At 60.0% G+C, this 15,976-nt stretch carries 21 protein-coding genes and 1 pseudogene; 8 read left to right on the top strand and 14 right to left on the bottom strand.

Annotated elements, in window-relative coordinates:
• Window positions 1-224 precede the first annotated feature (224 nt).
• The gene (locus tag ACI77I_RS26800; protein WP_094952224.1) at window positions 225-482 is read right to left on the bottom strand and encodes a hypothetical protein; all 258 of its coding nucleotides are present in this window, start codon (window positions 480-482) and stop codon (window positions 225-227) included.
• Between the two features lie 109 nt (window positions 483-591).
• On the opposite strand from ACI77I_RS26800, the gene ACI77I_RS26795 reads away from it, so the two are divergent.
• Window positions 592-945 carry a hypothetical protein gene (locus ACI77I_RS26795; RefSeq protein WP_263273022.1) on the top strand — a complete coding sequence of 118 codons (354 nt, stop codon included), beginning with the start codon at window positions 592-594 and terminating at the stop codon, window positions 943-945.
• Between the two features lie 145 nt (window positions 946-1,090).
• Here the strand turns inward: ACI77I_RS26795 and ACI77I_RS26790 are convergent, their stop codons facing one another.
• The 7 genes from ACI77I_RS26790 to ACI77I_RS26760 all read right to left on the bottom strand — a co-directional run bounded on the left by ACI77I_RS26790 (window position 1,091) and on the right by ACI77I_RS26760 (window position 8,462).
• Window positions 1,091-1,795 (bottom strand): YoaK family protein, encoded by a 705-nt coding sequence (locus tag ACI77I_RS26790; RefSeq protein ID WP_094952222.1) that lies wholly within the window; start codon window positions 1,793-1,795, stop codon window positions 1,091-1,093.
• A 69-nt stretch (window positions 1,796-1,864) separates the two neighbouring features.
• Entirely contained in the window at window positions 1,865-3,499 is a 1,635-nt protein-coding gene (locus tag ACI77I_RS26785; protein ID WP_406999235.1) for an ATP-binding cassette domain-containing protein, read from the bottom strand.
• 124 nt (window positions 3,500-3,623) lie between these two features.
• Window positions 3,624-4,673 carry a DNA topoisomerase IB gene (locus ACI77I_RS26780; RefSeq protein ID WP_406999233.1) on the bottom strand — a complete coding sequence of 350 codons (1,050 nt, stop codon included), beginning with the start codon at window positions 4,671-4,673 and terminating at the stop codon, window positions 3,624-3,626.
• 73 nt (window positions 4,674-4,746) lie between these two features.
• Window positions 4,747-5,826 (bottom strand): molybdenum ABC transporter ATP-binding protein, encoded by a 1,080-nt coding sequence (modC, locus tag ACI77I_RS26775; protein WP_406999231.1) that lies wholly within the window; start codon window positions 5,824-5,826, stop codon window positions 4,747-4,749.
• Between the two features lie 3 nt (window positions 5,827-5,829).
• Window positions 5,830-6,510: a molybdate ABC transporter permease subunit gene (gene modB, locus ACI77I_RS26770; protein WP_406999229.1), complete on the bottom strand. Its 681-nt coding sequence runs from the start codon at window positions 6,508-6,510 to the stop codon at window positions 5,830-5,832.
• On the bottom strand, window positions 6,511-7,284 hold the full coding sequence (modA, locus tag ACI77I_RS26765) for a molybdate ABC transporter substrate-binding protein (protein WP_094952216.1): 774 nt from the start codon (window positions 7,282-7,284) through the stop codon (window positions 6,511-6,513).
• Window positions 7,285-7,403: 119 nt separating this feature from the next.
• Window positions 7,404-8,462 (bottom strand): NAD(P)H-dependent flavin oxidoreductase, encoded by a 1,059-nt coding sequence (locus ACI77I_RS26760; protein WP_406999227.1) that lies wholly within the window; start codon window positions 8,460-8,462, stop codon window positions 7,404-7,406.
• Between the two features lie 204 nt (window positions 8,463-8,666).
• On the opposite strand from ACI77I_RS26760, the pseudogene ACI77I_RS26755 reads away from it, so the two are divergent.
• Window positions 8,667-8,774, top strand: a pseudogene (locus ACI77I_RS26755) (CGNR zinc finger domain-containing protein); the annotation flags it as partial.
• Window positions 8,775-8,821: 47 nt separating this feature from the next.
• Window positions 8,822-9,283: a GyrI-like domain-containing protein gene (locus ACI77I_RS26750; RefSeq protein WP_242149612.1), complete on the top strand. Its 462-nt coding sequence runs from the start codon at window positions 8,822-8,824 to the stop codon at window positions 9,281-9,283.
• A 3-nt stretch (window positions 9,284-9,286) separates the two neighbouring features.
• Here the strand turns inward: ACI77I_RS26750 and ada are convergent, their stop codons facing one another.
• The 4 genes from ada to ACI77I_RS26730 form a co-directional block, all read right to left on the bottom strand.
• The gene (ada, locus tag ACI77I_RS26745; protein ID WP_406999225.1) at window positions 9,287-10,330 is read right to left on the bottom strand and encodes a bifunctional DNA-binding transcriptional regulator/O6-methylguanine-DNA methyltransferase Ada; all 1,044 of its coding nucleotides are present in this window, start codon (window positions 10,328-10,330) and stop codon (window positions 9,287-9,289) included.
• 75 nt (window positions 10,331-10,405) lie between these two features.
• The gene (alkB, locus tag ACI77I_RS26740) at window positions 10,406-11,071 is read right to left on the bottom strand and encodes a DNA oxidative demethylase AlkB (RefSeq protein ID WP_406999223.1); all 666 of its coding nucleotides are present in this window, start codon (window positions 11,069-11,071) and stop codon (window positions 10,406-10,408) included.
• Between the two features lie 3 nt (window positions 11,072-11,074).
• On the bottom strand, window positions 11,075-11,242 hold the full coding sequence (locus ACI77I_RS26735; RefSeq protein WP_094952211.1) for a hypothetical protein: 168 nt from the start codon (window positions 11,240-11,242) through the stop codon (window positions 11,075-11,077).
• A gap of 21 nt (window positions 11,243-11,263) precedes the next feature.
• Window positions 11,264-11,566 (bottom strand): DUF1883 domain-containing protein, encoded by a 303-nt coding sequence (locus ACI77I_RS26730; protein WP_034119651.1) that lies wholly within the window; start codon window positions 11,564-11,566, stop codon window positions 11,264-11,266.
• Window positions 11,567-11,777: 211 nt separating this feature from the next.
• On the opposite strand from ACI77I_RS26730, the gene ACI77I_RS26725 reads away from it, so the two are divergent.
• The 4 genes from ACI77I_RS26725 to ACI77I_RS26710 all read left to right on the top strand — a co-directional run bounded on the left by ACI77I_RS26725 (window position 11,778) and on the right by ACI77I_RS26710 (window position 14,179).
• Window positions 11,778-12,128, top strand: a complete 351-nt coding sequence (locus tag ACI77I_RS26725) for a hypothetical protein (RefSeq protein WP_094952210.1) — start codon at window positions 11,778-11,780, stop codon at window positions 12,126-12,128.
• Window positions 12,129-12,302: 174 nt separating this feature from the next.
• Complete coding sequence (locus ACI77I_RS26720) at window positions 12,303-12,950, top strand: c-type cytochrome (protein WP_263273011.1); 648 nt, start codon at window positions 12,303-12,305, stop codon at window positions 12,948-12,950.
• A 68-nt stretch (window positions 12,951-13,018) separates the two neighbouring features.
• The gene (locus ACI77I_RS26715) at window positions 13,019-13,870 is read left to right on the top strand and encodes a c-type cytochrome (RefSeq protein ID WP_406999237.1); all 852 of its coding nucleotides are present in this window, start codon (window positions 13,019-13,021) and stop codon (window positions 13,868-13,870) included.
• A gap of 78 nt (window positions 13,871-13,948) precedes the next feature.
• Window positions 13,949-14,179: a hypothetical protein gene (locus tag ACI77I_RS26710; protein ID WP_094952208.1), complete on the top strand. Its 231-nt coding sequence runs from the start codon at window positions 13,949-13,951 to the stop codon at window positions 14,177-14,179.
• Between the two features lie 9 nt (window positions 14,180-14,188).
• On the opposite strand, the gene ACI77I_RS26705 is transcribed toward ACI77I_RS26710, so the two are convergent.
• Complete coding sequence (locus ACI77I_RS26705) at window positions 14,189-14,473, bottom strand: hypothetical protein (RefSeq protein ID WP_094952207.1); 285 nt, start codon at window positions 14,471-14,473, stop codon at window positions 14,189-14,191.
• Between the two features lie 144 nt (window positions 14,474-14,617).
• Window positions 14,618-14,803 carry a hypothetical protein gene (locus ACI77I_RS26700; protein WP_406999221.1) on the bottom strand — a complete coding sequence of 62 codons (186 nt, stop codon included), beginning with the start codon at window positions 14,801-14,803 and terminating at the stop codon, window positions 14,618-14,620.
• Window positions 14,804-15,114: 311 nt separating this feature from the next.
• Here ACI77I_RS26700 and galU point away from each other — a divergent pair, with 311 nt between their 5' ends.
• Entirely contained in the window at window positions 15,115-15,954 is an 840-nt protein-coding gene (gene galU, locus ACI77I_RS26695; protein WP_003212579.1) for a UTP--glucose-1-phosphate uridylyltransferase GalU, read from the top strand.
• Window positions 15,955-15,976 lie beyond the last annotated feature (22 nt).

Below are 15,976 nucleotides of genomic sequence, written 5' to 3'. Positions count from 1 at the left end.
GTGGTGGGGCAAGAGCGTTTTGCTTACTTTTGCGCTGTTCAAAAGTGAGCCGCCGTAAGGGCGGAACCCATCTCAACCATCCCCCAAATAACGGATATGTACTCAGCAGCCCCCCAACCCCCAGGCAAAAAAAAGCCCGCGGGAGGGCGGGCAGAAGGGAGACTTCTTAAAAATGAGCCTGCCAACTATAGCCAGCACAACTACCCTTCACAGTGAAACTAAATTCATTCGGCAGCAGATGACGCCTTCTTCTTGGCTTTGGCCTCAGCCGCCAGGCATTCCAGCGCGAACTGCTCGGTGTAGGTCATCTGGATGGGCGTGCTTTCGCCCTTCACGGTGCGCTCGCCATCGAGGATGTAGCGGATGCGCTTGTCAGTGACGCCGATGCGCTTGGCGATCCACGTGGGCGTCTGGCCGATGCGGCTGATCAGCTTGTCGGCGTAGTCGGTGGAAGGGTTGTAGCGTTCGGCGTTGGGGGTCATCGGTTTTCCAGGTGACAGCGAGGTCGTAAGTAGGCGACAGGGTGACGTAATAGTCCTCGGGTGTCGCCTGCTAATGATAGAGTCGCGGTTTTTCCAAGGAGGCGATGGCATGCGAAAGCTGGTAATTGGCGCAATGGTGGTGGCAGCACTGTCCGGTTGTGCAGGTTCGAAAATGAAAGAAGCGCGCACCGGCACGCCTTACAAAACCCTGGCATCGCAGAAGGCCCCTCTGGTGGTTGCCCAATGCATCCAGTTCGGTTGGCAGGACGAGGCCGTATTTGGCGTTGACGCCGGCGGCTTCAAGGAGCCGATGGAAGCCGGCGGTTACACGGTGTACACCACCGGTGGCGACTATTTCGTCGACGTGCGCAGCGCGGGTGCCGGTTCTACCGTGAATTACTTTGCGGGCCAAGACTCGATGCCGACAAAACGTCGCCTGGCCGCACTCGCAACCTGTCTGTAGGCTGTCGCCTAGGTATTTTTCGGAAATGCCCGACGGGACAGCCGCCGGACATTCGCTTATTATTCTTTTCGCTCGCTCGACGTGGTAGCTCTTTACCAGTACACGGACGTCGAGGCCGAAACGTCGGGCGGGCCTCTTTTCTTCCTTATCGCGGCATGTAACCCAAGTGCCAGCGCCGGGGAATCTTCAGCGACACTACCCCCAGCAACGCCGCCAATGCGCCACTGACCAGCAGCGCCTTGAGGCCGAGTTGATGTTCCAGCAGCGCGCCAATCACCGCGCCGACAAACATTCCCGCCCACGGAATCAGTTGCACGCGCCAACCATTGCGCCGCTCTCCGAGTATCCAGCGGCCCAGCCCGCGACCAAAGCGTGACAGCGCCCCGGTTACATAGGTCAGGCCCACCGGCAAACCGTTGACCTCTTCCACCGCCGCATTCAGCATGCCCATGGCAATAATCGCCGCGAGCAACGCCGGCAATGTATCGGCAAACGGCCACAAGGCTGCGCCACACAACAAGGCCGCAATGCACAACAGCAAGGGCAGCGCATGCCGCTTGGCGACGCGGCTGACTACCACACCCAACGCGTTGCCGACCACGAACATCGCGATCAGCAACAACAACCGCCCCGTAAGGCCCAGGTCCCCGGCGCCAATCGCTACCGCCAGCCGCGTGGTATTGCCGCTCATGAACGAGACAAAATCGCCACTGGCCATAAAACCGATGGCATCGGTCATGCCGGCCAGTACGGAAAGACTGGCCACCAACATCAAACCGACCCGGCCGCGCCAGCGTTGCCGATGGGCCAGTGCGGCATTGACGTAAGGTTTGCGCGATGCAGGCAGCATTGTGCCGGGCTCCTCGGTGAGATTATTCGGCCACTACCGTAGGGCGCTTTGAGTGTGTGCGCAATGACCTCAGACACACTTCAGCCACCAGCCCCGACTTTGCCAGGTTAAAACGTGCGTCGGCCTGATCGCTTGCACGAACGCCTTGTCATGGGACACCACCACCATCGCCCCGGTAAAACCCTGCAACGCCTGTTCAAAGGCCAGCACCGATTCCAGGTCCAAGTGGTTGGTAGGCTCGTCCAGCAATAGCAGTTGTGCCGGGACTTTGCGCCACAAGGCAATTGCCATTGCGGCCTTTAAACGCTCGCCGCCACTCAACTGGCCAGTGGGTTGAGTCACCCGCAACGCATCCAGTTGCAGCAAGGCCAGGCGCGTGCGCAGTTCGCCTTCGGCCAATGGTGTGTCGAGCAGGTTGAGCTGTTCGACGATGCTGCGTTCGTTCTCCAATAGCGCCAGGTGTTGATCAATATAAGCACTGGGCACTTGCACGGCGCATTCCCCGCTGACGGCCTGCCACAGGCCGGCAAGCAGCTTGAGCAAGGTGGATTTGCCGCAGCCGTTCGGCCCGTGCACGGCAACGCGCACCGGGCCCGTCAGGTTGAGTGTGAGGTAAGTTGCAGGCGACTGCGGATCCAGCCACGGCAGTTGCGCATGCTCCAAGGCCAGGACGTGTCGACCGTTGGGCACTGCCGAGCCGGGCAAGGCGAGCAGGGTGGGCGTTTCGTCGACGACGCGTTCGTAGGCCTGGCGCACCTGCACATCCAGCTCGTTTTTGTACTCGCGGTGTGCACTGCGCACAGTGCTGACGATTTCGGTGGCGGCACCTTTCCAGCGGGCTTTGGTGAACCGGTCGACGTTGGCGGTTTCGGCATGCTTGCGTGAGCGGGCGGCATTGCGTTGCAAGCTGTCGTGGTCTTTTTGCAGGCGTTTGCGCTCGCGGCTGCGTTCCAGGCGCGCGTGTTCAAGGGCAGCAACGGCAGCGTGCTGCTCGGTGTCGCGTTGCAGGCGGTAGGCCTGGTAATTGCCGCCATACGTGCGCACGCCGAGGGGCGACAGTTCGAGGATGCGGCCCATGGCGTTGAGCAATTGCCGGTCATGGCTGACCACCACCAGGCCGCCGTGCCAGCCCGCCAGCACATGCAACAGCCAATCACGGCCGTCGCTGTCGAGGTGGTTGGTGGGCTCATCGAGAATCAGCAACTGTGGCTCGGCCAGCACCGCACCGAGCACCGTGACCCTGGCCAATTGTCCGCCGCTGAGCTGCTCGGCCGGTGTGTGCGCATTGAGGTGTGCCAAGCCTGCGGCGCCCAGTGCGGTGCGCAGGCGTTCGGCCAGGTCCCAGCGATCGTCGATCAGCGCCAGGTCGTCCACGTGTGCTTCGCCGCGAGCCATGCGTGCTAGTGCAGCCAACACCTCGGCAGTGCCGGTGACATCGGCGATGGTTGCGCCCGGTTGAACCGCCGCTGCTTGGGCGACGTATGCGACGCTGGCCGAACGCTTCAGCGTGCCGGACGAGGGCGCAAGCAACCCGGCCAGCATCTTCGCGAGAATGCTTTTGCCACGGCCATTACGCCCGACAATCCCGGTGGGTGTGTGATCAATCGACAGGTTGAGACCTTCCAGCAAGGTTTCGCCATTGGCGAACTGGAAAGACACGTGTTGCAAGGAAACGAGTACGGGCAGCCGGTTGACGTCAGTCATAGGCACCTCCAAAAAAATGTCGAACAGGCCAACAAGCGCGCCAGGCGGCTCGTTGCAGATACATTTTGGAAGGCTTAGTTGTTCACGTCGGCGGTCATCCCGGGCGTCAGAAGGGCTGCAGAGGCTAACTCACCTTGGCGCTCTTCGGCAAGTCGGCGGCCAATTGCTCGAGGAACATCGCCAGTGCGACTTCTTCGGCTTTCAAGCCCTTGCGCACCCGTGGCTTGGGCAGCTTGGACAGTTCGCCTAGGCTGAAATGCTCCAGAACGGCCGGGTGGATATAGCACTTGCGGCACACCGCCGGAGTATTGCCGAGCTGCTTGGCGACGTCTTTGACGGTTGCCACCACGTGCCGCTTGGCATCGGATTCCGGCTGCCATTGCAGCTCGCGCAACACGGCCAAGGCAAGAGCGGTGCCGGCCCAGGTGCGGTAATCCTTGGCGGTGAAATCGGCGCCCGTCAGGCTGTGCAGGTAGGCGTTGACGTCGTGGGAGCTGACGGTATGCCGCTCGCCGTCTTCATCCAGGTACTGAAACAGATTTTGCCCAGGCAGTTCGAGGCAGCGCTTGACCACCGTGGCCAGGCGCCGGTCCTTGACGCTGACCTGATGCTCCACGCCACTCTTGCCGCGAAACTGAAACTGGATTTCGCTGCCCTTGATGTCCACATGGCGGGTGCGCAAGGTGGTCAGCCCGTAGGATTTGTTGTCCCGCGCGTACTGGGTATTGCCGACGCGGATGAGCGTGGCATCCAGCAGCATCACCACCGTGGCCAATACTTTCTCGCGGGTGAAACCGGGTTCGGCGATTTGGGCTTCCAATTTCGCGCGCAGTGTTGGCAAAGCTTTCCCGAACGCTTGCAGGCGCGAATACTTGTCGCTGTCACGCACTTCACGCCAGCGCGAGTGGTAACGGTATTGCTTGCGGCCGCGGGCGTCACGCCCCGTGGCTTGCAGATGGCCACGCGGGTCGGCGCAGATCCACACATCGGTGTAGGCGGGCGGCACGGCCAGTGCGTTCAGGCGTTTGATTTCGTCAGCATCGGTGATGCGCACACCGTTGGCATCGACATACTGGAACTTGCCGCGCAGCTTCTTGCGGCGGATACCCGGTTGGGTGTCGTCAACGTAATGCAGGTCGCGGGGCAGGTCGGCAAGCAGCGCGGAGTGGGGCATGGTGCAAATTCCTTGGCGGTAATCAGGCCGGTATGTCTGATTGACCGCAGGGTTTTGCGCGGGTGCCAAATAGTTATGCGAGCACGGCTACCGCCTTGATTTGCGCCCACAGCCTCAGACCGGGCTGCAGTTGCAATTGATCACGGGAGAACCGCGTGATTCGCGCCAGCAGCGGCGTGCCGCCAGCATCCAGGCGCACCAGCACATGGGCGTTGTTATCCGCAGAAATCTCCTGGGTCACCGTCACCGGCAGACGGTTAAGGATGCTGCTGGGTTCTTGCCCATACAAGCTGAGGCTGACATCTCGGGCCTGTACCTTGATGCGCAGTGGCTTGCCCACTGCCAACGGCGCGTGCGCCACGCGTACCTGCAATGGGCTGTCGGGCAATTGCAGGGTGAGCAACTGATAGTGCTCATCGTAGGCACTGACCGTGCCATTGATGACCACGCCGGCGTCGTCGCCCAAGGCGATGGGTAAGTCGAGCCGTGCCAGGGTTTCACTGATGGGGCCGCTGGCCAGGGCCTTGCCGTCGCTGAGCAATACAATGTGATCGGCCAGCCGCGCCACTTCATCCTGGGCATGGCTGACGTACAGCACCGGAATATCCAGTTCGTCGTGCAGGCGTTCGAGGTACGGCAAAATTTCGCTTTTGCGTTGGCTGTCCAGGGCTGCCAGCGGTTCATCCATCAACAGCAATTGCGGGCTGGTGAGCAGCGCGCGGGCGATGCCGATGCGTTGGCGCTCGCCGCCGGACAGGTGCTGCGGGTGCCGGTCGAGCAGGTGGCCGATGCCCAGCAGTTCGGTGGCCAGGGCCATGTCCACCCGACGTTGCTGAGGCGCAATACGCTTGAGGCCGAACTCAAGATTGGCCCGCACTGACAGATGTGGAAACAGGCTCGCTTCCTGAAACACATACCCCAAGGCGCGCTTATGCGGCGGCACAAATACGCCGTTGCGGCTGTCTTGCCAGACGTCATCATTGACCTGCACAAAGCCGTCTGCGGCGCGCTCAAGCCCCGCGATACAGCGCAGGCAAGTGGTCTTGCCGGAGCCAGAATGCCCGTACAAGGCGGTCACGCCACGGCCGGGCAAATGCAAGTCCACATCCAGGGCGAAGCCGGAATAGGTGAGGTGCAGGCGTACATCAATCATCGATCAGCTCCAGCCCATTTTGGTTTTACGGCTGGAATAGAGCGCCAGCAATACGAGGAAGGCGAACACCACCATGGAGCCGGCCAACCAATGGGCCTGAGCATATTCCATGGCCTCGACGTGGTCGTAGATCTGCACCGACACCACGCGGGTTTTGTCGGGAATATTGCCGCCGATCATCAGCACCACGCCAAACTCACCGACGGTGTGGGCGAAGCCGAGTATCGACGCGGTGATAAAACCCGGGCGGGCCAGGGGCAGGATCACGGTGAAAAACGTGTCCCAGGGATTGGCGCGCAAGGTGGCGGCTACTTCCAGTGGGCGAGTACCGACGGCGGAAAAGGCGTTTTGCAACGGCTGCACCACAAACGGCATGGAATAGATCACCGAGCCAATCACCAGCCCGGTGAAGCTGAAAGTCAGGGTGCCCAGGCCCAGCCATCGGGTGAACTGGCCGAAGTAGCCATTGGGCCCCATGGTCAACAGCAGGTAAAACCCAATGACCGTGGGTGGCAACACCAACGGCAGGGCGACGATGGCACCGATGGGGCCGCGCCACCAGGAGCGGGTGCGCGACAGCCACAGGGCAATCGGAGTGCCGATGATCAGCAGGATCACGGTGGTCAGTGATGCCAGTTTAATGGTCAGCCAGATCGCGGAAAAATCGGCACTCGACAGCGGCATTTAGTTGGCCAACTCGTAACCGTAAGACTTGATCACCGCGGCGGCTTTGGGGCCTTTGAGGTACTCGACCAGCGCTTTGGCCGCGGCGCTGTCTTTGCCTTTGGTGAGAATGACAGCGTCTTGCTTGATCGGGTCGTGCATGGACGCGGGAACGATCCACGCCGAACCGCTGGTGACTTTGCCGTCCTTGTAGATTTGCGACAGGGCGACGAAGCCCAGTTCTGCGTTGCCGGTGGACACGAACTGGAAGGCTTGGGTGATGTTCTGGCCTTCAACGAGCTTGCCCTTGACCTTGTCGGTCAAGCCTTCTTTAGCCAGCACTTGGGTGGCGGCCAGGCCGTAGGGCGCGGCTTTAGGGTTGGCGATGGACAGGTGCTTGAATTCGTTCTTCTTGAGCACCTCACCTTTGGCATCGACATAACCTTCCTTGGCCGACCACAGCGCCAGGGTGCCGACCGCGTAGGTGAAGCGCGAACCTTTGACGGTGTCGCCTTCGGTTTCGAGTTTTTGCGGGGTGGTGTCGTCAGCGCTGAGGAACACTTCGAATGGCGCGCCGTTTTTGATCTGCGTATAGAACTGGCCGGTGGCGCCGTAGGCTGCAACCAGTTTGTGGCCGGTGTCTTTTTCGAAATCGGCAGCAATCGCCTGGATCGGTGCGGTGAAGTTGGCGGCAACGGCAACCTGCACTTCATCGGCTTGGGCCGCGCCAAAGGCAAAGGCCGCAATCAGGGTGGCGATGGCCGTGGGGGCCAGGCGTGAGGCGCGGATCATCATGAAGCAGCTCCTTTGAGGGTGTACGGCTTGTTACAGGTAGAAGGCGTTATCGCTATGTATAGGAATATATAGCGGTTAGCCATTGCCGGTACAGTGCAACGTTGCCGCTGGTGTCAGTTCTATTGGAGCTTGGCCCGTGCCTGCTCGGCCAATTCGCGGGTCAGGTCATACGTGGAAATGTCTTTGCCCAGGCGCAATGCCTGGCCTGACCACAGGTTGCTGAAACCCGCTTCATCCTTGGCTTTGAGCGGCATCAAGGCGCCGCCGGAAGTGGGGAAGGCGGGCGCTTGCGGGTTGATCGCGCCGAGTTCGCGCATCACGCGGTTAACGATGCCTCGCGCCGGGCGGCCGGTGAACAGGTTGGTCAGTGCGGTCTCGCTGGCTTGGGCGTGGCGCAGTGCATGGTGATGGGAAGCGCTGACGTTGGCTTCGGGAGTGAAGAGGTACGCGGTACCCACTTGCACGGCCGAAGCGCCCAGGGCGAATGCCGCGACAATGCCGCGCGCATCACCGATACCACCGGCGGCGATCACCGGCACGCTGACCGCGTCGACAATCTGCGGCAGCAGTGCCATCAGGCCGATCTGGGTGTTGAGGTCGTCGCTGAGAAACAACCCGCGATGCCCGCCAGCCTCAAACCCCATTGCAATGATGGCGTCGCAGCCATGCTGTTCCAGCCAGAGGGCTTCTTCCACGGTGGTGGCCGATGAGAGTACCTTGGCGTCCGTGGCTTTGACCCGGTCGAGCAAGGCTTTTTCCGGCAGGCCAAAGTGAAAGCTCACCACTTCGGGGCGGAACTCTTCGACCACTTTGCAGGCAGCGTCATTAAAGGGTGCGCGGTTGGACGCGGGCGTTGGCGCGTCAAAATCGGCGCCGAGTTCATGGTAGTAAGGTTCCAGCAAGTCCTTCCAGCGGCGGTCACCGGCTTCATCGGCGGCGGGCGGTTGATGACAGAAGAAATTCACATTGATCGGCCGCGAGCTTGCCTGGCGGATCGTGGCCAAGGCTTCACGCAGTTGCTCGATGGTCAGCGCTGCGGCGGGCATTGAGCCCAGCCCGCCGGCCGCATTGGTGGCGATGACCATGGCGGTGGTCGTTGCCCCGGCCATAGGGGCCTGGATGATGGGCACTTCAATGCCCAGCAGGTCAAGAATTCGAGTGTCTGGCCAGCTGCTCATGGGATGCGTCTCCAGCGTGAGTAAGACTTTGCGCTGTTTTAGCAGGGCGATTGGCACCCGGCCAGTCTGTTTTATTCACTGGACGAAAGTGGGTTTTCGTGCGGCGCCATCAATTGATGGCATGGTGCTGGCTGATGACCCGGTGCTGGACATGCTCAACACCCTGGCGACTATCGACGGCGTGCCGTGGGACTTCTGGCAAGTCTGTGGTTTTATGATCGGACCAAGGCGCACAAACGTCGCAGGTGCAGTATGGCGCTGTGCGGTAACCGGTATAAGGTTGCAGAGTGTCCTAAACGCAAAGCTTCGTAAACGGAACGCTAAGTAAGCGTAAATTGACGTTTTAAAAGGAGAGCGCGGTGCAAACAATCAAGGAACAACAGGTAGCGGCCGTTCGTGTGTCCGGGCTGAAAGTTCGCACGCGTAATGCGGATGAAGCCCAGCCTTCGAGCGCGAAGATCGGCCCGATGTGGCAACGGTTTTTCGCTGAAGAGCTTTACCAGAAAATACCCGGCAAGCAGCCGGAGTCACCGATGTACGGGGTGTACAGCGGCTATGAGTCCGATGCGCAAGGGCTGTTTGATGTCACTGCGGGCGTGGCGACCCAGGCACCGGCTGCCGGGTTTGACAGCCTGGTGATTGAGCCGGGGCGTTATTTGGTGTTTGAGGCGCGTGGGCCGATGCCGGCTGCGATCATCACGGCCTGGCAGCACGTCTGGGACTACTTTGAGCAGCCGGGTGTGGAGTCGCGTGCGTTTGTCACCGATTTTGAGGTGTACCCGGCGGACGACGTGGCGCTGATCTATATCGGTATCCGCTAGCCGTTACTGACTTTCGCGCTCCAGCAGCTGGCGCTTGCGCTCCACGCCCCAGCGGTAGCCCGAAAGCTCGCCGTTGCTGCGCACCACGCGGTGGCAGGGAATTGCCACCGCCAAGTGGTTGGCTCCGCAGGCCTGGGCCACCGCTCTAAAGGATTTTGGCGCGCCGATCCGCTGGGCAATTTGCGCGTAGCTGGCAGTGCTGCCCACCGGGACTTCGCGCAGCGCCTGCCACACCCGTTCCTGAAAGGCGGTGCCGCGCAAATCCAGGGGTAAATCCAGGCCCAAGGCAGGCGCTTCGACAAAGCCCACTACCTGCGCAATCAATTGTTCGAAGTCCCGGTCCGCACCGACCAACTCGGCCTTGGGGAACTGGTCCTGCAGGTCGCGCACCAGTTGGTCCGGGTCATCCCCCAGCAAAATCGCACAGACACCGCGTTGACTCTGCGCCACCAGAATCGCCCCCAATGAGCATTGGCCCACGGCAAAGCGAATTTCACTGTTGGTGCCGCCGGCCTTGTAATCGCTGGGCTTCATGCCGAGTAGCTGGTCAGCCGCCTCATAAAAGCGGCTGTTGGAGTTGAAGCCTGCGTCATACAGCGCGTCGGTAACCGAGTGCTGCCCCTTGAGGCCATCGCGTACTTTGCGCGAGCGCAGGGCGTTGGCGTAACCCTTGGGCGTCAGGCCAGTGATGGCTTTGAATACGCGGTGGAAATGGAACGCGCTTAACCCGGCCGGGCGTGCGAGAGCGTCCAGGCTGGGCGGCGTTTCGGCCTGTTCGATGCGGCGGCACGCATCGGCAACCAGTTGCCCATGGTGCGCGGCCAATTGAGTCTGGTCACCCGCGGCGCGTTTGCTGGGGCGATAACCTGCGGCTTCGGCTTGCAGCGGCGTGTCGAAGAATTCGATGTTTTCCGGCCGTGGCAAGCGCGAGGCGCTGCTGGGGCGGCAGTACACGCCGGTGGTTTTAACCCCGTACACAAACAGTGCGTCTGCCTTGGCGTCGCGGGTGACGATGGCGGCCCAGCGCGGGTCTTGTTCGTTGGTCATGGTCTGCACTCTTGGCGGCTCACGGCCAGATTAGCCGTGCTGGCCACGCTCGGCACTCACAAGCTTGCGGTCAAATTAACCGGCGGTGCGAAAGGTCAGGTTGATGCGTTGCGGGCCCATGACCGGATGCACGCCGTCCTTGATTGGCATCACCCCATGAAAGCGCAAGCGATCGACGCCGCCCCAGACCACCACATCGCCATGAAACAGCGAGACCTTTTGCGTGCGGTTGCCGCGTTCATGGCCGCCAAACAGGAAAATCGCCGGCAGGCCCAGTGACACGGAGACCACGGGCGCGTTGTAGCACCGTTCGTTCTTGTCTTGGTGCAGGGACATCTTGGCGCCGGGCACATAGCGGTTGATCAGGCAGGCATCCGGAGTGAAGTCGCTGAAGCCGGCTTCTGCGGCCGCCTGCACAGCCAGTTCGCGCAACGTGTGAGGCATGGCAGGCCACGGTTGCTGGCTGCGCGGGTCAAGCGGGCTGTAACGATAGCCGCTGCTGTCGGTGGTCCAACCCAGCTCGCCGCAACTGCTCAGCGCCGCCGACATGGTAAAGCCGCCGGGTGTGACCATTTGCCGAAACGGTGATTGGGCCAATATGCGCCGTAGTTCAGGTAACAGACGCTCGACCCGGGGCAGGGCATAGCCCCTTAACACGTAAGACTCTTCGCCAATCTGTTCACGCCTTGCGGGTTGTTGCAGGGCGTCGTCGGCAAACAGGTCCGCAGTCGGGCCGGGCATGGCTTACAGCGCCTTGCTCACGGTGATGTCGGTGATTTCGTCGGTTGCATCGTGGATTTTCGCCAGGGCTTGCTTGGCTTCGTCGACGTCGTTGGTTTGCAACTGGGCGAACTCAAAGCGGCGTTCGCCGTTGAGCTTGTACTTGATGACGTATTTGGTCGTAGGGGTCACAGCGGTTTTCCTGTTCAGGGTTCAGCTCAGCTTGGTGCTGGTGCGACGAACGATGCGAATCTTGTGGGACAGCGCCGGTTTGCGCGTAACGCTGATCGCGCGGCGCGTCACCACGTCCAGGGTAATGTTCCAGAAACCGGTGCTGGGTGCGGTGATTTTCGCCGGGAACTGGTCGAACGCGCCGCCGTGGTAGGTGTGGCGGCCACCGTTCTTGAAGCTGCGAAAGTTGGCATCGCTCATCAGGCGAATGTTGCAGGTCTGCGAGCATTCGATGACAACGATGTCGCCCTCGTTGAGGTGCTCGCGCTGGTGGATGAATTTCATGGGTGTCTCCAGAAGGGCTTTTTCTGAAAAATCAGAATGATACGTAGGTTAAGATAGAGTTTATCAGCCCCAGCGTGTTTATTATCGGGTCGTCGTCGACGACTTCGACAATTTAAAACAGTTATTTACCGAGTTTTCAGAGATAAATCCTACATTAGCGGGAGAAAATTACTCTCAGCGCTGTCGTAGGGTCTTTATCGGAGGTTTTAGTATGAAGTGGAGTGTGTTGGTTCTGGCCTTGGCGTTGGGTGGATGTGCTTCGGTTGCAGATATCAAGCAGACCCCGCCAACATTGGTGGTCATTTCAGGGAAGAAGCCGCCGGAATATGCCGCGTGTGTGGTTCGCAAGTTGGCTGAAACCCGGCGTCCACCGCAGATCGAGCCGCATAAGGACGGTGTACAGGTGATTGTGCCGCAGAAATTCTCGGCTGACCCTTCGGCGATCTTCGAGATTGAAGAGCGCTCCAGCGGCAGCAGCATCAAGCTCTATGAAAGCATGTCCAATGTACCGATTCGCCCGGGCGACGTGAAGAAAGCCGCGGAGGAATGTATTTCCGGCTGAGCCCTAAGGTTCAACCCGCACACTTAATCCGATAAAAAAGCCTGGCCCTGCTGTTGCGGGGCCAGGCTTTTTTTTGCGCTGCTTTTGGGTGTTGTCTCGACAGGATCATTACCCTACCATTTGTAAGCTTATGCGATTGAAGCCTAAGCATATAACTATAAAAATGGAGCCGTGATGATGTCTCTGGAACGAGTGTTGATGGGGAGCGCGCTGTTATTGCTGCTAGGCAATGCCCACGCGATGGACGGGAAAAAGATTTTTACCGAAGGTGGCTCACAGCCTGGGGCGATGCCGTGTGTAGCCTGCCATGGCGCCGATGGGCTAGGGCTTGCAGCGGCTGGGTTCCCGCGCTTGGCGGGTTTGTCGGCGGAGTATGTGCGTAAACAGCTGGCGGACTTCAGCAGCGGGGCACGCAGCAATCCGGTGATGCAGCCGCTGGCCAAGGCCTTGACCGAAGCCGAGGTCGTTGCAGTCAGCCAAGCCGTGGCGGCGATGCCTCACCCGGCGCCTGCCACGCTGCACCGCAGTGAAATGCCCACCAGCGCGGCGCAGAAACTCGCGCTGCAAGGCGCCTGGGAGCGGCAGATTCCCGCCTGCGTCAGTTGCCATGGTCCCGCCGGTGTCGGTGTGGGCGCGGCGTTTCCGCCTCTGGCCGGCCAGCCTGCCGCTTACCTGGCGGCACAGTTGGCCGCGTGGCGTAACGGCACTCGTCACAATGATCCTAATGACCTGATGGGGCACATTGCCAAGTCTCTGACCCCTGAGGAAGTGCAGGGCGTCGCCCAGTACTTTGCGTCGCTGAGCCCGGAGGCCAAGCCATGAAGTCGCGCATGCTTGTCCCCGCGCTGGGGCTGATGATTGCACTGCCATCCGCTGCTGCCACGATAGCCATGGAAGACCAGTCACAGCTGCAGCCAGCGCCTGCGCACCTGGTAGCCAATCAATTCCAGCCGCCGCAGGAAAGTGAATTGCCTGACAATGCCTACGGCAAGTTGGTCAAGCAGGGTTACGCACTGTTCGTCGACACTCAGCGCCTGGCGCCACAATTTGTTGGCAACGGGCTCAACTGCAGCAACTGCCACCTGGACCAGGGCCGCCTCGCCAACTCGGCGCCGCTGTGGGGCGCGTACCCAATGTACCCGGCCTATCGAAAGAAGAACGACAAGGTCAACACCTTTGCCGAGCGTTTGCAGGGTTGCTTCCAGTTCAGCATGAACGGCGGTACGCCGCCTGCGGCTGACAGCCCCGAAATTACGGCACTCTCGGTGTACGCCTATTGGTTGGCGAGCAAGGCGCCGCTGGGCGTGGAGCTGGCGGGGCGTGGCTATCCTGATGTGGCGCAACCGGCCAAAGGCTACAACCTGGCCCAAGGCGCTGAGGTCTATAAAGGCCAATGCGCGGTGTGCCATGGTGCCGAAGGGCTGGGGCAAAAGGCCGGTGATAGTTTCGTCATGCCGCCGCTCTGGGGTAAAGACTCCTACAACTGGGGCGCCGGCATGCACCGCATCAACACCGCGGCGTCTTTCATCAAGCACAACATGCCGCTGGGTAAGGGCGGCAGCTTGAGCGACCAGCAGGCCTGGGACGTCGCCGCTTACGTCAACAGCCATGAGCGGCCGCAGGATCCACGCTTGGTGGACGGCTCAGTGGAGAAAACCCGAATCAAGTTTCACGCCAATGATGGCGTCAATCTCTACGGGCAAACCGTTGATGGCGTGTTGATTGGCCAAGGCATCCGTTAAACTGTCGGGTATTCAATGCAAAAAATGCCGCGCAAGCCTTGAGTTTGCGCGGCATTTGTCTTTATTCGGAAACCCGCCATGAAACGTGAACACGTTAAAACCCGCAATGCCGAGGGTCAGATATCGGCCACCCATGTCATCCAGAACCCCGCCGACCTGGGTGAATGGATCGTCTTTTTCAAGAAAAGCGGCGGGCGCAGTTACTTCCTGGTGGATGAGCAGGATGAAGTCGAGTCGTTCCCGCGCCTGGATGACCTGATCGAGCTGTTACGCGAGCTGGGCATCAAGTTCGCCGAAATTCACCTGTAGCCATACGGCTTACTTGCAGACCACAACGACGCTGCGGCTTTTGAAGTTGCCGACGTCTTTGCCCAGGGTCTTGTCGCTTTCTTTGAGTGACGGCGTGCCGTCGGTACCGACGATACGATAACCGGTGCCCGCGCAGGACGCGTCGGCTTTTTCGTAGCAACTGGCCCACGAATTGGCCTCGCCCGAGCAGTCGATGGTCAGGCCTTGTTCACCATTTTTAAGGTAAGTGTCGGATGTAGTGGTGCAGCCGGTCATCAGCGCAAGGGCCGCAGTCAATGCCAGAATCTTGTTCATGTGTTGGTTCGTCGTCGAGGGTGTTGGAGGGGCGCTGACACTGTCGTGGGGCGTTCGCAGCAGATTATAGCGAACTGCCATGTAGGTACAGACAAACACAAAAAAGCCCCGCTTAACGGGGCTTTTGGCGCGGGGCATAGAGGCTTACTTGCCCTTCGGTCGCTTGCTCGATGCGTGACCGGTTTCATCCACAAACACTTCGGCGACTGCAGTAGCCATGGCTTCGGTCGGGAATACCCCAGCGACGCTGTCACCGTGGAAGTTGATCAAGTGCCAGCCGTCTGCGCGCTGCGTGATCAGGTAGCCGTTTACACCTTTTGGTTCTGACATCTATTAACAATCTCGTGGTCTGGTTCAAGGGCGCAATGATAGCGCACAAATGCACTGCGCCCGCCGAAGTTATTCCACATCAGTGCCCTCAGCTTGAAAGCATGCTAAAAGGGATGTAGCCCTCAGAAACATTGGCTTGTAGGTTGTTTGCCGGTCGAGGGTGAAGGTACTTGTCGGAAGATAAGTGGAACTTACGCCGACATTTTTTCTCTATGTTGACATCGCAACGCCAGCAGGACCCATTGTAAGGTGACTGCGGCCTGATTAGACTGCGCCGAATTCCGTACGCACAGCCCTTTGTAAGGACTCATATGATCAAGAAATGCTTGTTCCCAGCAGCCGGTTACGGCACTCGCTTCTTGCCAGCGACCAAAGCCATGCCCAAAGAGATGCTGCCGGTGGTGAACAAGCCACTGATTCAGTACGGCGTCGAAGAGGCACTGGATGCTGGCCTGAACGAAATCTCCATCGTCACCGGCCGTGGTAAGCGCGCGCTGGAAGACCATTTCGATATCAGCTACGAGCTGGAAAACCAGATCAAGGGCACCGACAAGGAAAAGTACCTGGTCGGTATCCGTAAATTGCTCGACGAGTGCTCGTTCTCCTACACCCGTCAAACCCAGATGAAAGGCCTTGGCCACGCGATCCTGACCGGCCGTCCGCTGATCGGTGACGAACCGTTCGCCGTGGTCCTGGCGGACGACCTGTGCGTCAACCTGGAAGGCGACGGCGTGCTGACCCAGATGGTCAAGCTGTACCAGAAGTACCGTTGCACCATCGTTGCGGTTCAAGAGGTTGATCCTCAAGAGACCAACAAGTATGGCGTGATTGCCGGTGACGACATTGGTGATGGCCTGATCCGCGTACGCGACATGGTCGAAAAACCAGCGCCGGAAGATGCTCCGTCGAACCTGGCGATCATCGGCCGTTACATTCTGACCCCGGACATCTTCAAGCTGATCGAAGAAACCGAGCCAGGCAAGGGTGGCGAGATCCAGATCACTGACGCCCTGTTGAAGCAGGCAAAAGACGGTTGTGTGATCGCGTACAAGTTCAAGGGTCGTCGTTTCGACTGCGGTGGCGCTGAAGGCTACATCGAGGCAACCAACTTCTGCTACGAGCACTTCTACAAGACTGGCAAGGCTTACTGATTCACGCCTGCCCGACTGTTCT

Source organism: Pseudomonas sp. D47 (genome assembly GCF_045447305.1).
Lineage (GTDB): Bacteria > Pseudomonadota > Gammaproteobacteria > Pseudomonadales > Pseudomonadaceae > Aquipseudomonas.
This window is presented reverse-complemented; position numbering and strand designations above follow the sequence as displayed.

Coding starts and splice junctions, on each gene's coding strand:
- ACI77I_RS26760 (WP_406999227.1), bottom strand. CDS start 8,462: ATGAGCAGCTGGCCAGACACTCGAATTCTTGACCTGCTGGGCATTGAA.
- ada (WP_406999225.1), bottom strand. CDS start 10,330: ATGACCAACGAACAAGACCCGCGCTGGGCCGCCATCGTCACCCGCGAC.
- alkB (WP_406999223.1), bottom strand. CDS start 11,071: ATGCCCGGCCCGACTGCGGACCTGTTTGCCGACGACGCCCTGCAACAA.
- ACI77I_RS26800 (WP_094952224.1), bottom strand. CDS start 482: ATGACCCCCAACGCCGAACGCTACAACCCTTCCACCGACTACGCCGAC.
- ACI77I_RS26785 (WP_406999235.1), bottom strand. CDS start 3,499: ATGACTGACGTCAACCGGCTGCCCGTACTCGTTTCCTTGCAACACGTG.
- ACI77I_RS26725 (WP_094952210.1), top strand. CDS start 11,778: ATGAAGTGGAGTGTGTTGGTTCTGGCCTTGGCGTTGGGTGGATGTGCT.
- ACI77I_RS26720 (WP_263273011.1), top strand. CDS start 12,303: ATGATGTCTCTGGAACGAGTGTTGATGGGGAGCGCGCTGTTATTGCTG.
- ACI77I_RS26700 (WP_406999221.1), bottom strand. CDS start 14,803: ATGTCAGAACCAAAAGGTGTAAACGGCTACCTGATCACGCAGCGCGCA.
- ACI77I_RS26730 (WP_034119651.1), bottom strand. CDS start 11,566: ATGAAATTCATCCACCAGCGCGAGCACCTCAACGAGGGCGACATCGTT.
- ACI77I_RS26790 (WP_094952222.1), bottom strand. CDS start 1,795: ATGCTGCCTGCATCGCGCAAACCTTACGTCAATGCCGCACTGGCCCAT.
- ACI77I_RS26710 (WP_094952208.1), top strand. CDS start 13,949: ATGAAACGTGAACACGTTAAAACCCGCAATGCCGAGGGTCAGATATCG.
- modA (WP_094952216.1), bottom strand. CDS start 7,284: ATGATGATCCGCGCCTCACGCCTGGCCCCCACGGCCATCGCCACCCTG.
- ACI77I_RS26780 (WP_406999233.1), bottom strand. CDS start 4,673: ATGCCCCACTCCGCGCTGCTTGCCGACCTGCCCCGCGACCTGCATTAC.
- modB (WP_406999229.1), bottom strand. CDS start 6,510: ATGCCGCTGTCGAGTGCCGATTTTTCCGCGATCTGGCTGACCATTAAA.
- modC (WP_406999231.1), bottom strand. CDS start 5,826: ATGATTGATGTACGCCTGCACCTCACCTATTCCGGCTTCGCCCTGGAT.
- ACI77I_RS26795 (WP_263273022.1), top strand. CDS start 592: ATGCGAAAGCTGGTAATTGGCGCAATGGTGGTGGCAGCACTGTCCGGT.
- ACI77I_RS26715 (WP_406999237.1), top strand. CDS start 13,019: ATGGAAGACCAGTCACAGCTGCAGCCAGCGCCTGCGCACCTGGTAGCC.
- galU (WP_003212579.1), top strand. CDS start 15,115: ATGATCAAGAAATGCTTGTTCCCAGCAGCCGGTTACGGCACTCGCTTC.
- ACI77I_RS26705 (WP_094952207.1), bottom strand. CDS start 14,473: ATGAACAAGATTCTGGCATTGACTGCGGCCCTTGCGCTGATGACCGGC.